Annotated in this window: 13 protein-coding genes; 3 read left to right on the top strand and 10 right to left on the bottom strand. The window is 31.6% G+C overall.

Annotation, left to right across the window (positions count from 1 at the left end; all coding sequences use genetic code 11):
* Positions 1–100: 100 nt before the first annotated feature.
* Positions 101–463 carry a MerR family transcriptional regulator gene (locus ACIQ11_RS04360; protein WP_396153152.1) on the bottom strand — a complete coding sequence of 121 codons (363 nt, stop codon included), beginning with the start codon at positions 461–463 and terminating at the stop codon, positions 101–103.
* A gap of 107 nt (positions 464–570) precedes the next feature.
* Here ACIQ11_RS04360 and ACIQ11_RS04355 point away from each other — a divergent pair, with 107 nt between their 5' ends.
* Complete coding sequence (locus ACIQ11_RS04355) at positions 571–1,386, top strand: SDR family oxidoreductase (protein ID WP_396153150.1); 816 nt, start codon at positions 571–573, stop codon at positions 1,384–1,386.
* A 144-nt stretch (positions 1,387–1,530) separates the two neighbouring features.
* On the opposite strand, the gene ACIQ11_RS04350 is transcribed toward ACIQ11_RS04355, so the two are convergent.
* The 3 genes from ACIQ11_RS04350 to ACIQ11_RS04340 all read right to left on the bottom strand — a co-directional run bounded on the left by ACIQ11_RS04350 (position 1,531) and on the right by ACIQ11_RS04340 (position 4,201).
* Complete coding sequence (locus ACIQ11_RS04350) at positions 1,531–2,547, bottom strand: T9SS type A sorting domain-containing protein (protein WP_396153148.1); 1,017 nt, start codon at positions 2,545–2,547, stop codon at positions 1,531–1,533.
* Between the two features lie 196 nt (positions 2,548–2,743).
* On the bottom strand, positions 2,744–3,763 hold the full coding sequence (gene pheS / locus ACIQ11_RS04345) for a phenylalanine--tRNA ligase subunit alpha (RefSeq protein ID WP_291241797.1): 1,020 nt from the start codon (positions 3,761–3,763) through the stop codon (positions 2,744–2,746).
* 81 nt (positions 3,764–3,844) lie between these two features.
* Complete coding sequence (locus ACIQ11_RS04340; protein WP_396150526.1) at positions 3,845–4,201, bottom strand: hypothetical protein; 357 nt, start codon at positions 4,199–4,201, stop codon at positions 3,845–3,847.
* A gap of 77 nt (positions 4,202–4,278) precedes the next feature.
* Between ACIQ11_RS04340 and ACIQ11_RS04335 the strand changes: the two genes are divergently transcribed.
* Positions 4,279–4,842 (top strand): CvpA family protein, encoded by a 564-nt coding sequence (locus ACIQ11_RS04335; RefSeq protein ID WP_396153146.1) that lies wholly within the window; start codon positions 4,279–4,281, stop codon positions 4,840–4,842.
* 16 nt (positions 4,843–4,858) lie between these two features.
* Here ACIQ11_RS04335 and ACIQ11_RS04330 read toward each other — a convergent pair whose 3' ends face one another.
* On the bottom strand, positions 4,859–5,542 hold the full coding sequence (locus tag ACIQ11_RS04330) for a response regulator transcription factor (protein WP_396153144.1): 684 nt from the start codon (positions 5,540–5,542) through the stop codon (positions 4,859–4,861).
* Complete coding sequence (locus tag ACIQ11_RS04325) at positions 5,535–6,806, bottom strand: sensor histidine kinase (RefSeq protein ID WP_396153142.1); 1,272 nt, start codon at positions 6,804–6,806, stop codon at positions 5,535–5,537. Before ACIQ11_RS04325 ends, ACIQ11_RS04330 begins: the two co-directional genes overlap by 8 nt.
* A gap of 157 nt (positions 6,807–6,963) precedes the next feature.
* Between ACIQ11_RS04325 and ACIQ11_RS04320 the strand changes: the two genes are divergently transcribed.
* Positions 6,964–7,416, top strand: coding sequence for a DUF1573 domain-containing protein (locus ACIQ11_RS04320; RefSeq protein WP_396153140.1), 453 nt, complete (start codon positions 6,964–6,966; stop codon positions 7,414–7,416).
* Positions 7,417–7,630: 214 nt separating this feature from the next.
* Here ACIQ11_RS04320 and ACIQ11_RS04315 read toward each other — a convergent pair whose 3' ends face one another.
* The 4 genes from ACIQ11_RS04315 to ACIQ11_RS04300 all read right to left on the bottom strand — a co-directional run.
* Positions 7,631–10,588 (bottom strand): S8 family serine peptidase, encoded by a 2,958-nt coding sequence (locus ACIQ11_RS04315; protein ID WP_396153138.1) that lies wholly within the window; start codon positions 10,586–10,588, stop codon positions 7,631–7,633.
* Between the two features lie 141 nt (positions 10,589–10,729).
* Entirely contained in the window at positions 10,730–12,331 is a 1,602-nt protein-coding gene (locus ACIQ11_RS04310; protein ID WP_396153136.1) for a fumarate hydratase, read from the bottom strand.
* A 166-nt stretch (positions 12,332–12,497) separates the two neighbouring features.
* The gene (locus ACIQ11_RS04305; RefSeq protein WP_396153134.1) at positions 12,498–13,046 is read right to left on the bottom strand and encodes a transposase; all 549 of its coding nucleotides are present in this window, start codon (positions 13,044–13,046) and stop codon (positions 12,498–12,500) included.
* Positions 13,047–13,171: 125 nt separating this feature from the next.
* A partial coding sequence (locus ACIQ11_RS04300; RefSeq protein ID WP_396153132.1) for a nucleoside recognition domain-containing protein occupies positions 13,172–13,552 on the bottom strand: 381 nt, incomplete at its 5' end.

Below are 13,552 nucleotides of genomic sequence, written 5' to 3'. Positions count from 1 at the left end.
TAAATAAATTACCATCTCATTAAAATTGTAACTTTCTCCAATAGAGGGAGCAAAAAATAAAAAGCCTTTACAGCAATGTAAAGGCTTTTTTATTTTGTAATTAACACTTATCGTTTAACACATCTTTCTTGAACTCTTCTATTTGATTTTTCATTTCCTTAATTTCCTTCAACTTCTGTTCAAGAGAAAGTAATTTTTCGTCAAGAATACTTAATTTTTCGTCTTTAGTATATTTATTGTTATACCAAGCATCTATAACTTGTCCAATTTCTCTTATTGTGAAACCAATTGACTTAGCATCGCTTATGAATTCTAATTTTTCAATTGTTTCTTCATCATAGTGAAAATAATTGTTTGTTTTGATAGACTCATCGCGCTTTCCTTCAATCAATCCTGACTTCTCGTAGAAGCGAATCGTGTGGGCAGAAATCCCAGTTTTCTTAGCTATTTCATTTATTAACATAATGCAAATATAAAAAATATTAAAAAAATAACAACTATAGACTATACTCTAATGTTGTAGGTTTGATTTTATACTACTAAGTTTGCACTAAATTAAAACATAATCATATGAAAAAAACAATTTTAATTACAGGATCTTCAAGTGGAATTGGGAAATCAGCCGTTATTGAATTTGCAAAAAATGGATGGAATGTAATTGCTACGCAAAGAAATCCTGAAAAGGAATCTGACTTTAAGACCTTTGATAATGTCAAACTTTATCCTTTAGATGTTACGAACCTTGATAGTATCAGTAAAGTATTTCAAAATGTTAAAGCAGAATTTGGAACTATTGATGTTGTTGTAAACAATGCAGGGTATGGAGTGGATGGCGCTTTTGAAGCAATGTCTGATGAAGTAATTGAAGACCAATTTAACACCAATGTATTTGGATTAATGCGTGTGACAAGAGAGGCGATAAAAGCGATGCGTCCTTCCGGTGGCGGAACAATTATTCAAATTTCAAGTATGGGTGGTAAAATAACGTTTCCATTATATAGCATTTATCATTCAACAAAATTTGCAGTTGAGGGTTTTACAGAGTCATTACATTATGAATTAGCACAATTTAACATTAAATTAAAGCTTATTGAACCTGGTCCAATAGCAACTGATTTTTATGGAAGAAGTAGAAAATTCATTAAGCCTGATTATACAAGTGATTATGATGTATTTATTTCAAAATTTAATGCAGCAGCGTCAAAAGTTATAAATGATGCAGAGGGACCTGAAGTGGTTGCTAAAACAATTTTTATAGCCGCAACAGACAATAGTAATAAAATGCGATATGCTATTGGGAAGCCCGGTCCAATGCTATTAAAGCTTAGAAAAATACTTTCCGATAAATTCTATTTCTTACTTGTTAGAAAAAGCTACAATATTTAACTATTTGTTTTTCTTATAGTTAAGTAAATATCATCGCATTAAAATTGTAACTTTCTCCAATAGGGGGAGCAAAAGAAAACCCGATACGAAAGTGTCGGGGTTTTTATTTTAGGTAAATATTATTAAATAAGTCTCAATGCAAAATTAGTTAACAATTACTTTTTGATTGTAATGAACGCCATCAACAGCAATAGATATTAAATAAACGCCTTCATTTGTAATGGGATGTATGACAATTTCATTTATGCTATTTTGCAATGAAATAGATTTATTCTCCAACAATTTACCTTCTAAATTATATATTGAAAGAGTTGCTTGCTCAATAGTTTCTGGGGAATTAATTTGTAAAATTCCATTTTTTGCATTGTTAGTAGCAATTTTAAATTGTTCTTTTGAAAAATGTGTAGTATTCAAAATCAATCCAGTCCATGACTGTGCCACACTAACCAATCCGGCTCTTCCAGTTGGCGTAGTATTGGCAGTAGTATTTTGTCTAAATACAAGTCGGTCCAAATTTCCTGATTGGTCAGTCCCTGCGCTTGTAGTTGCATCAGGTGTGGTCGGCACTCCATTTGCTATTACTGGATTTACATACAAGTTTAATTGATCGTCTGCTACGCCAGCAAGCTGTGAGTATTTAAATATTAATAATAAATCTTGGTTAAACGCATAGGTATTGGTGGTATATACCGTAGTATTTGTTTGAGCGCCTTTGCCGATTCCGACAGTAAAGGTGTTAGCTGACACTGTTTTGATGAAAACTCTAAAAGTCGTGTTAAAACCATTACCACTATTTACTCTAAAAAAATCATTTGGATTAGTAGCTGCACTGCTAACATTGATCATAAATCCTACATATAGGTCACCCGAAGTAACAGGATTAAATAAAGTGCCACAACCATCTGTATCCGATAATAATTGTAAAGATTTGGTTGAGGTACCATAATTAAGATAACTGAAACCAGGAGTTAGTACTTTTGCATTAACACACAACGCACCAGTACAAGCACCTGTTCCACCATTAGAGGAATTATTAGTCCAAGTTCCTTGACTATTTAATTGACTGTTAACGGTATAATTATTTAAATTATCTTGGAAAATAGTTTGAGAATGCCCAAAAAAGAATCCTACTAAAGCTAACCATAGTATCGTTGTTTTCATAAATGTTTTTTAACAAATATAATAATAAAATTATTTTGTACAAATTTGTAAATTATATACCATAATGAAAATTAATTAGGTTGGAAATATTAAGTATAATTCGGTTTATTTAAAAGTCTTACCTAATTTTAGAATTTTTCAGTTTAATAAAGATTACGATTGCAAAACAAAATCCCGATTACCTCGGGATTTTGTTTTATAAACTTGACTTAAATTGTTCTAAGAAACGAACATCGTTTTCATAAAACATTCTAATATCGCCAATTTGGTATAATAGCATAGCAATTCTTTCTATTCCCATTCCAAAAGCGTATCCGGTATATTCATTCGGGTCAATGCCACAGTTTTTCAACACATTCGGATCAACCATTCCGCATCCCATAATTTCTAACCAACCTGTTCCTTTTGTAATTCGGTAATCGGTTTCTGTTTTCAATCCCCAATAAATATCTACTTCAGCGCTTGGTTCTGTAAAAGGAAAGTAAGACGGACGCAATCTGATTTTAGATTTTCCAAACATCTCTTTCGTAAAATATAATAGCGTTTGTTTTAAATCGGCAAACGACACATTCTTATCAATATATAAACCTTCTACTTGGTGGAAAATACAATGTGAACGAGACGAAATGGCTTCGTTACGAAAAACCCTTCCTGGAGAAATGGTTCTAATTGGTGGTTTGTTGTTTTCCATATAACGAACCTGCACAGATGAGGTATGCGTACGTAACAAAACATCTGGATTGGTTTGTATAAAAAACGTATCCTGCATATCGCGTGCCGGATGATATTCTGGTAAGTTTAACGCGGTAAAATTGTGCCAATCGTCTTCTATTTCTGGTCCTTCAGACACATTAAAACCAATGGTTGAGAAAACATCTAAAATTTGATTTTTTACTAATGAAATCGGATGACGCGAACCAATATTTATTGGATTACCCGGACGAGACAAATCGCCAAATACGTTAATAGATTCTGTTTTAGTTTCAAGTAGTTCCTGAATGGCTTTTACTTTCTCTTCTGCCGTATTTTTCAACTCATTAATTACCTGACCAAATTCTTTCTTTTGTTCGTTTGGTACGTTTTTAAATTCGGCAAAGAAATCTTTAAGCAAACCCTTACTTCCTAAGTACTTAATACGAAATTCTTCTAAAGTACTTTTGTCTTCAGTTTGAAACGCTTTAGCTTCTTCAATATGTTGTTTTATCTTGTTTATCATCGTAAAAGGGTAATAAGCTACAAATTTATGTATTTTTTAGCGATTAGTGAAAAGTGATTTGCATTTAGTTTCAACTCAGCACTAATTAATTATCTCTTTTTCTAAAAAATAATTTACAATGGCTTCTTTCATTAAAACCGATTGTTCTCCTGCTTTTAGTGCTGGTAATTCTTTTATTACTTTATAATGAGGCCAGCCCTCTTTATCGAAAAATTCAAATTCGTAATATCCGTAAGGCTCTAATAGTTTACAAATAGCAATATGCATTAGGTTTACTTTTTCGTCCTTTTTGAATTCTATATTTATTTTGCCTAATTCTTGCACGCCAATTAAATAAATAATCGCATCTAAATCTAATACTTCACCATCGGCAAATTTATCAGATAAAAAAGTTACTACTTTTTCCCAGCGTTCTTTTAATTGTATATCTCTCGACATTTGTATTTAGTTTTTTACAAAGATAGTATTTGAGGTTTGCATTTTGTAGTTTTGTTTTTATAAAATAAATATAATTTATGGAATTTATTGATATTGTTTTTGCCGTCTTATTAGGGTACAGTATATATAATGGGTTGAAAAATGGTCTTTTTGTAGAAATAGCTTCTTTCAGTTCTTTAATTGTGGGCATTTTTGTAGCGATAAAATTTTCACATATTGTCCGATTGGCTTTAGAAGAAAAAATAAAAACCAATCCAAAATACATTGAAATTATTGCTTTTGCTATAACTTTTATTTTAGTACTTATTGCCATTCATTTATTGGCTAAATTTTTTACAAGTATCGCAAGTTTTGCTTATTTAGGTTGGTTAAATAAATTGGGAGGTGCTGTTTTTAGTATGTTAAAAACCATTTTAATGTTAGGTGTTTTATTGAATTTACTTCAAAGAATAAATAGTAATAGTGTGTTGGTAAAAGAAGAAACGTTGAATAAATCGCTTTTTTATCAGCCCGTACAAGAAGTTTCTAAATTTATGTCGCCAAATCTTGAAAAATGGTTCGAAGAAGTAAAAGAAAGAACAAAAGAAACACCCGAAAACGAAAAAACTTCTGATTCGTTGCGTATAGATAAAAAGGAGTAATTCCCCACAAATTTTATTATTCACTCACCCATTTAAAACCCACTCTCGGAATATTTTCAATAGCTAAATTCGGTGTTTCTTTAATTATTTTTCGTAAACGAGAAATAAAAACATCCAAACTTCTGCCTAAAAAATAATCGTCGGAACCCCAAAGTTCCATTAGAATTTTTTCGCGTTTTAAAACTGTATTTGGGTTGTCTAAAAACAGTTTTAGTAATTGTGCCTCGCGTTCTGTAAGCGTAATTTTTGTAGTTTCGTTTTTTATTAAATAATTTTCGGGTTCAAAAACAAAACCTGAAAACTCATATTTTTTTAGGACTTTTTCAGTGTTTTTTTGACTTCGGTGTAAAAAGACTTCAATTTTCAAGATTAGTTCTTCAATCGAATACGGTTTCACCAAATAATCATCCGCGCCAAGTTTTAAACCTTTGATACGATCTTCTTTCATCGTTTTTGCCGATAAAAAAATAATTGGAATTTCCTGATTTCTTTTTCTTATTTCGGTAGCCAATTCAAATCCATCCATTTCAGGCATCATTATATCCGTCACAACAATATCAAACGGTTGAGAACAAAAGGTGTCTAAACCCTTTTTACCATTACTGCAATGCACCACATCAAAATATTGTTCTAAATTATCAACAGTTAAAAACGCCAGCGTTTCTTCATCTTCAATATATAAAACTTTCTTTTTACTCATAATCTTTTTGATTAATTATAATCGTAACAACAATTCCTTTTTCAGCATTATTAGCGATGGTTATTTTCCAACGATGTAAATCGCAAATCTTTTTCACATACGACAAACCAATACCAAAACCTTCAATATTTTTAATATCTTGACGAGTTACTCTATAAAATTTATCGAAAATAAAAGGTAAATCTTTAGTTGGAATTCCATAACCGTTATCTTTAATCTGTATAGAAAGTTGTTGGTTGATTTCAGTAACGACAATTTCAATTTTAGGCGATAATCCTGAATATTTTACCGCATTATCTACTAAATTAAATAAAATATTGTAGATATGAAATTCATCTGCTTTTAAAACATATTTTTTTGTGGTTATTATATCGATATCAATTTCCTTATCATATTTTAATAGAATATTGTCTTTCACTAAGTCTAAAACGGGTCTCAATTCAAATGTAGCTTTATCAATAAGCATTTGTTTGCTTTCAGTTTTAGCTACATATAAAATCTTTTCAATATGTTCATTTAACCTTTTTGTTTGATTGACAACAATTTGATTGTATTTTTTCAGTTTCGGATTTTCTTTTATCTCGTTTTGTTCTTTTACATAATTTGATGCGATGAGAATGGACGCCAAAGGCGTTTTAAATTCGTGCGACATATTATTAATAAAATCTTTTTGTAATTCTGTGTATTTTTTTTGCTTTAACATCAGCACAACAGAATACACATAAATAATTAATACCAGAAACAAAACAGTAGTAAAAATCCAATATTGATTTAAATTTTTAAAATAATTTTGTTCAATATCTGGGAATCGAATGGCAAAATAATACGTGTGTTTTGGGTTTTTGGTAAAACAACTTGGGCATTTAATAGGTTCTTTTTTGCCATTACTATTGATATGATTGCTAAATGCCATTTTATCCGAAGAGCAATTATATACAGCATATTCAAAATCAACATCTAAATTATTTTTTTCAAATTCTGAAATTAAATAATGTTCTAAAATGGTGTTTTCAAATTCATAATTTACATTAACCGTAAAATAATTTCCGGACACTTTTTCTACCTGATTGGCAACTAATAAACCTGTTAAATTATCTTTATATAGTTTTTCTAGTACATCTTGTAATGCAAAGAATATTTTATCTTCAGTATCTTTTTTTGCTAATTTATGGGCGTTATTTATTAAAAACAATTGCATAATAATTACTCCTACAATGGCAAGAAATCCTATTATTATGACAATATTAAATCGAGATAATTTCATTTGTATTTTAAATTTTTAACGATATTAAGACAAATTTTTAAGCGAAATTAATCATTAACAACTCATTAACACAATAAATACTACCGATTAACAACATTATTTAAAAAAATAAATACATTTGTGATGTTAATCAACAACTAATTTAAATATAATAATTATGAAAACAGTAAAATTACTTGCAATTGCATTATTTATGGGCTCACTTTCATTTGCTCAAACTGCTGCTCCAGCTCCTGTAGCTGTTCCAGCTGCACCACAAACACCCTCTCAAATGAAATGGGAAAAAGAAACACACGAATTTGGAACTATTGAACAAGGAAAACCAGTATCTTATGAGTTTACTTTTACAAACACTACAAACAAAGATGTTACTTTAAAAGATGTAAAAGCATCTTGTGGATGTACAGCAACTAATTACACAAAAACAGCTATCAAACCAGGTGAAAAAGGAACGGTAACAGCTACTTACAATGCCGCATCAGGTGGTGCTTTTCATAAAACAGTTACGGTAATAACTAGTGAAGAAAATGCTATGCCGAAAACAATTACAATTAAAGGAACGGTTAAAGTTAACGAAGCGCCTGTAGTAGCTACCCCAGCTTCAAAATAATAAAAAATTAATTTTTTAAATATTAGTCCCGATAAGTTTTTACTTATCGGGTTTTTTTTATGGATATTTTCTACACTTTATTTTTAGAGGTACTACTTGAGTCGCTTTATTTATTTCCTTTGCTAAATCATTAGTAAATAAGACAACAAATAAACAGGAATTTAAAGTGTGTTTTTACAAAAAAAGGAGTTCTAATTAGAACTCCTTTTTATCTTTATTTTGCTAGCACAATTTTCTTGGTTGTTTTAGAACTTCCGTTTTCTATAGTTATTATATAAACTCCATCCGATAAATTAGAAATATTTACATTATCTACAGCGGTTTTCATTTCTTTAGTTGAAATTATTCTGCCTTGTATATCATATAATTTTACTATTGAATTACTTTCTAAATTTTGATTACCTAAATCAATGTTTACGAAACCTGTTGTTGGATTAGGATATATTTTTAAGTTAGAAAAAGTTGTGTCTTCAGTTGCTAGCGGCACTTGAATGTTACAAATTTCTAGTTTCACGGCACTAATTGTTCCACCATCTCCTGGGATAAAGTCATCTACGGTTACTGTCCATATTCCATCTGCAATTAATCCATTTAATGAAGTTAGAGTTTCAGAAGGAATTACGCTTCCTACTAATGCAGACGTCGAGGTACCACAAGCAACTGGTGTACCACTATCATCCATTGTACAATTTACATTATCATTGTTGTCACAAGGTTGGTCTAAAAGTAATATTACAGGACTTCCAATAGAAGCAGGTCCGGTTAATTTAACTTTTATATCTTTTATGTAAGTATGATTTATATTTAAAGAAACGTTTAAATCTCCAATAGTTAACCCGCCTGTAACTACAATAGGTACAGAAGCTGTTGCGTTTGCTGTATTTGCTATTGTTGCGTTTGAAAAATTTGTTGCTAAAAATTCATTACCACAAGATAAAACACTAGTTTGAAAGTTATTTATAGTTGCGCTAGATACTGTTGCTGCTCCACATCTGTTTGATGGTATTACTCTCCAATAGTAAGTAGTCTGTTGGTTTAAATTAGATACTATATAAGAATTTCCAATTATATCTGTGACATTTAGAAATGTAGTTGCAAAAGTTGGAGAAGTAGAAACTTCTAATCCGTATGATTCAGCATTTGCTTGTGCATTCCAAACTAAATTTACAGTAGTGGAAACACCAACTTGACTTATAGCTGGGCTAGAAGCTACTATTGGCGAAAAAGTACTACTAAATGTTTTTAGATTTTTATATCTAGTTTCAGTTTCTATACCATTATTACCTACAATACCCAAATTGTAATTTCCTGGATTTACAGCAGATAAATTTGAAATTGTAAGCGTAACGGGTCCGTTAGTATTTCTAGAAGAGGGTGAAAAAACTGCAGTTGCGCCACTAGGTAAACCAGTTGTTGAAAAATTAGTTGTTGCTGTGGTAGTTCCAGATTGAGTATAGTTAAATGTAAAACTAGCTTGTTGATTGTTACAAACTGCAACATCATTAGAAGTCGGAATAATTGCAAAATCAGATACAACCCCCGTAATTATTAATGAAAAGTCTTGTTTATTGGTAACAAGGTTACCTTTGTGAGTAACTGTAATAACGTAATCTCCAGCGTCTGGGGTATCTATTTTTACTTGTTCTACATTATCAATATTATTATCCCCAATTCTAATGGCGTCAAGAGTTGGGTCTGAATCTAATTTCCAAGGGAAATATGTTGTTCCGTTTCTTGTGATTCTAATATCTAAATCGTTCACAAGTGCACGAGTTAAATCGTTAGCCGGCCTTTGTCCAGTATTTGCCTTTCCAGGAACATCCGTCCAACAAGCAGTTGCCATTAAAGGAGTTGTTCCTAAAGACTTTACTGTAATTGTATATGTTTGTCCTTGATTTAGTTTTTCTTCAGAAATCCAGGCGTTTAATCCATTAGAAGTAATAGCTTGTGCGGCTGCTTTAGCATTCAATAACCCCCAACCAAAAATTATATCAGGTCCAATATTACCAGAATCATCTGCGGTATGACAAGCTAAACCTTTTAAGGTAGCTGCTTTCATAAATTTTGCAGTTAAATTATTATGATGTTGTTGTAAAAGCAATAAAGTTCCAGTAACATTAGGTGAAGCCATCGATGTTCCAGATAATGTAGTAACCGAGGTGTTAGATCCATTACTAGTTGATGTTAATCCTGTCCCGTTACCTGTTAAATCCGGTTTTATTCTTCTATCATCAGTAGGGCCCTGACTACTTGAGCTATTAATTTGTACAGGAGATAATATATCTCCAACTGAATTCACAGAAACATCAAGGCAATTTGCTATAACTAAATTATTTTTAGCTGTTTTATTTCCAGTAAGTTTATCAATACCATATGATATGGGATCAACATTAAAATCTTCTAATCCTGAATTACCTGCCGACGCCACCATTAAATAGTAAGGTGCTAAATAAGCAACTTCATCCCAGTTTTTTGCCGCTGAATCATAAGTACCAATGTACCATGAGGGCATTGAAGCGCCTTGAGAGTTTCTTAAAGGCACACCATAAGAATGGTTTGAAATAAGCATCCCTTCTATAATTTCATCTAGAGCTTCTGTTATATCATTTGTCCAATTAAAAGTTCTTCCAGTAGCCTCGTAAGCCATTCCTCTATGTGCTAAAATTGAACTATTGGCAAGAACTGTTCCAGTTACGTGTGTTGCGTGTAGATTGTATGTTGTACCTCCTCCGTCATCAACTGAAACTACCCTTCCTCCAAAATGATCGTGTTCTGCTCTAACCGTACCTTCATCCCATACTCGTGCTACCATTCCTTGACCATTTAGGTTAAGCCCTAAAATACCACCAGTGTTTAATTGTACCGCTCTAGTTGATTTTGCGGCTGCCTGATTTTCAGACGCGAAATATATTGGATAGCCATCTGGAGTTAGTTTCATTAATTGATGAAAATTTCCTTTTTCATCAGTATAACTTAATGGGATGTTATTTTTCAAAGCATAAGCATAAGCTATTGTTCTTTCCTTTTCTTCTAAAATTTTAAATTCCTTTGCTTTACTTTTAATTAGCGCAACATCGTAATCTTTAGTGATATTTATAATATCTTTTTCAGATTGAGTATATCCGAAAAAACTTGTGCATACTAATAAAAGTAGTAATATTTTATTTTTCATATTAATTTATTTTTAGGCAACTTTATGGTTCAGGTAAGCAAATATATTGATTTAAGTTATAATTACAATATCTTGATATTAAATTACTAAACTTTAACATTTGTTTTCTAACACATTAATTTATATTTAACTGTGTGTTAATTACAAATTTGAAAAGAAATCATTTCCTTTATCATCGGTAATAATAAACGCTGGGAAATCTTTCACCGTTATTTTACGAACGGCTTCCATGCCTAATTCTTCAAAATCCACGACTTCTACGGATAGAATATTTTCTTTTGCTAAAATAGCAGCAGGACCACCAATGGAACCCAAATAGAAACCGCCATATTTGTTACAAGCATTCATTACATCTTTGCTTCGGTTTCCTTTAGCTAACATAATCATGCTTCCGCCAGCGGCTTGAAATTCGTCTACATAAACGTCCATTCTTCCTGCGGTTGTGGGGCCAAAACTTCCTGAAGCCATTCCGTCTGGAGTTTTAGCAGGTCCTGCATAATATACGGGATGATTTTTGAAATACTCTGGCATTGGTTTTCCAGCATCTAATAATTCTTTAATTTTTGCATGTGCAATATCACGAGCTACAATTAATGTGCCATTTAATTTTAAACGGGTTTTAATTGGATATTTCGATAATTCGGCCAAAATTTCCGACATAGGTTTGTTTAAATCGACTTCTACAGCTGGCTCTAAATGAGGTGCAGTTGCAGGTAAAAACTGTCCTGGATTCGTTTCTAATTGTTCTAAGAAAATTCCGTCTTTCGTAATTTTTCCTTTGATATTTCTATCTGCAGAACACGAAACGCCCATTCCTACAGGGCAAGATGCCGCATGGCGAGGTAAACGAATGACACGAACATCATGAGTTAAATATTTTCCACCAAATTGCGCTCCAATTTGACTTTCTTGACAAATAATTTGTACTCTTTTCTCCCATTCTAAATCGCGAAACGCTTGACCCGACATGTTTCCTGATGTTGGTAAATTGTCATAATAACCCGCTGATGCTTTTTTGACCGTTGCTAAATTCGCTTCTGCAGAAGTGCCGCCAATTACTAAAGCCAAATGATATGGAGGACAAGCCGCTGTTCCTAAATCCATAATGCGTTCACGAACAAATTCTTCTAATGATTTGTCATTTAATAACGATTTTGTTTTTTGATATAAGAAGGTTTTGTTGGCCGAACCACCACCTTTTGTTAGAAATAAGAATTCATACGAATTTCCTTTTTTAGCATAAATATCAATTTGGGCAGGAAGATTTGAACCGGAGTTTTTTTCTTCAAACATCGAAATTGGTACAATTTGCGAGTAACGAAGGTTTTTATTTTGGTAAGTATTGAAAATTCCTTTCGATAACCATTCGCCATCTTCCACACCGGTGTATACGTTTTCCCCTTTTTTAGCAACCACAATAGCAGTTCCAGTATCTTGACAAGATGGCAATTGACCTTCTACAGCTACAGCCGCATTTTGTAATAAATTATAAGCCACAAAACGGTCGTTGTCTGTTGCTTCAGGATCTTCTATAATGTTTCTAAGCTTTTGTAAATGAGCTGAACGCAACATAAACGAAACGTCATCCATTGCTTCTTGAGCTAATAATTCTAATCCTTTTGGGTCCACCACTAAGATTTCTCTATCTCCAAGTTGTTCTACTTTTACGTAATCAGAAGTTAATTTTTTGTAGGTTGTATCGTCTTTTAAAATAGGATACGGGTCTTGATATAAAAAGTCCATTTGTTTGAGTTTTGAAGCGTAAAGTTAAGGATATCACACAAGCTTTCCAAAAGTTTTCTGTTTCACCTGCAAGGTCTTTTTTTGACCTTGTAGGTGTTTATCAATACCTTGAAGGGTTATTTCGTATTTTGTTATTTAATAGCTATTTATGTTTAAAACAATTTTTTTATTCTAGCTTTTGCTTTTCAGATAATATTTCATTTTTAAAATCGTGACAATAAATAAAATTGTCTATATTTTCAAATAAATGAACCACTTCATTTCTTAATAAGTGAGTTGGTTTATCTGAAAGAATTGCTTTGTAGGAAGAAAAAGAAAAGCTTTTATAATCTAAATCCAAGTGATGTTTTGGATTTAGATGAATATACTGAATTACATTTTTTAAATATTCTTCATTTTCAATTTGTATTCTTTTGAAATGTTTTTCAAATAAACTTCCAGTTCTATTATTTTGTTTGTTAAATGCTTTTGCATAAGCGTTAAATAAATTCGATAGTGCTTGTGTCACATCTTTTTCATTATTAATTTGAAACACAAAATGAAAATGATTATCCATTAAGCAATAGGCAAAAGTTTCTACTTTACGTTCTAAATATTTTAAATATAGTTTTAGAAAGTAGCGTTTATTTTCATCAGTATTGAAAATGGTTTCACCATTAATACCTCTGTTATAGATGTGATAAACTTTGTCTTTTTCTAAAATTTCAAGTTTCATTTGGCGTTTATTTTTCATCTATAAGGTTTCAATAACCTTTTTGGTCTTTCTTATTATTGGTTTATTTTTATAATTTTATACCTACAAGGTTTTGGAAACCTTGCAGGAATTAGGAGATTCACCCTCTAAAAAAACCAACTTGCTACTGCAATCGCAGCAATTACACAAATTAAATCTACTAATAGCATAATTCCTAAAGTGTATCGGGTGTTTTTTACGTTAATACTTCCAAAATAAACGGCTATTACATAAAAAGTAGTTTCTGCACTGCATTGAAAAATAGCGCTCAATCTTCCGGTTAAAGAATCAACTCCAAAGGTATTCATAGCGTCAATCATAAATCCTCTTGAGCCACTTGAGCTGAAAGGTCGTAACATAGCAACAGGTAACGAATCGGTAATTTGTTTGCTTACGCCAATATTGGAAAAGACAAAAGAAATTCCGTTGCTTATAATTTCAAACAAGCCACTATTTCTAAAAAAAGAAATGGCTACCAACATTCCCAT

The sequence above is a fragment of the Flavobacterium sp. genome, from assembly GCF_044361065.1.
Taxonomy (GTDB): domain Bacteria; phylum Bacteroidota; class Bacteroidia; order Flavobacteriales; family Flavobacteriaceae; genus Flavobacterium.
This window is presented reverse-complemented; position numbering and strand designations above follow the sequence as displayed.

What these genes read in the sequence shown, in the direction of transcription:
- ACIQ11_RS04360 (WP_396153152.1), bottom strand. Translation starts at nt 463, where the DNA reads ATGTTAATAAATGAAATAGCTAAGAAAACTGGGATTTCTGCCCACACG.
- ACIQ11_RS04355 (WP_396153150.1), top strand. Translation starts at nt 571, where the DNA reads ATGAAAAAAACAATTTTAATTACAGGATCTTCAAGTGGAATTGGGAAA.
- ACIQ11_RS04350 (WP_396153148.1), bottom strand. Translation starts at nt 2,547, where the DNA reads ATGAAAACAACGATACTATGGTTAGCTTTAGTAGGATTCTTTTTTGGG.
- pheS (WP_291241797.1), bottom strand. Translation starts at nt 3,763, where the DNA reads ATGATAAACAAGATAAAACAACATATTGAAGAAGCTAAAGCGTTTCAA.
- ACIQ11_RS04340 (WP_396150526.1), bottom strand. Translation starts at nt 4,201, where the DNA reads ATGTCGAGAGATATACAATTAAAAGAACGCTGGGAAAAAGTAGTAACT.
- ACIQ11_RS04335 (WP_396153146.1), top strand. Translation starts at nt 4,279, where the DNA reads ATGGAATTTATTGATATTGTTTTTGCCGTCTTATTAGGGTACAGTATA.
- ACIQ11_RS04330 (WP_396153144.1), bottom strand. Translation starts at nt 5,542, where the DNA reads ATGAGTAAAAAGAAAGTTTTATATATTGAAGATGAAGAAACGCTGGCG.
- ACIQ11_RS04325 (WP_396153142.1), bottom strand. Translation starts at nt 6,806, where the DNA reads ATGAAATTATCTCGATTTAATATTGTCATAATAATAGGATTTCTTGCC.
- ACIQ11_RS04320 (WP_396153140.1), top strand. Translation starts at nt 6,964, where the DNA reads ATGAAAACAGTAAAATTACTTGCAATTGCATTATTTATGGGCTCACTT.
- ACIQ11_RS04315 (WP_396153138.1), bottom strand. Translation starts at nt 10,588, where the DNA reads ATGAAAAATAAAATATTACTACTTTTATTAGTATGCACAAGTTTTTTC.
- ACIQ11_RS04310 (WP_396153136.1), bottom strand. Translation starts at nt 12,331, where the DNA reads ATGGACTTTTTATATCAAGACCCGTATCCTATTTTAAAAGACGATACA.
- ACIQ11_RS04305 (WP_396153134.1), bottom strand. Translation starts at nt 13,046, where the DNA reads ATGAAACTTGAAATTTTAGAAAAAGACAAAGTTTATCACATCTATAAC.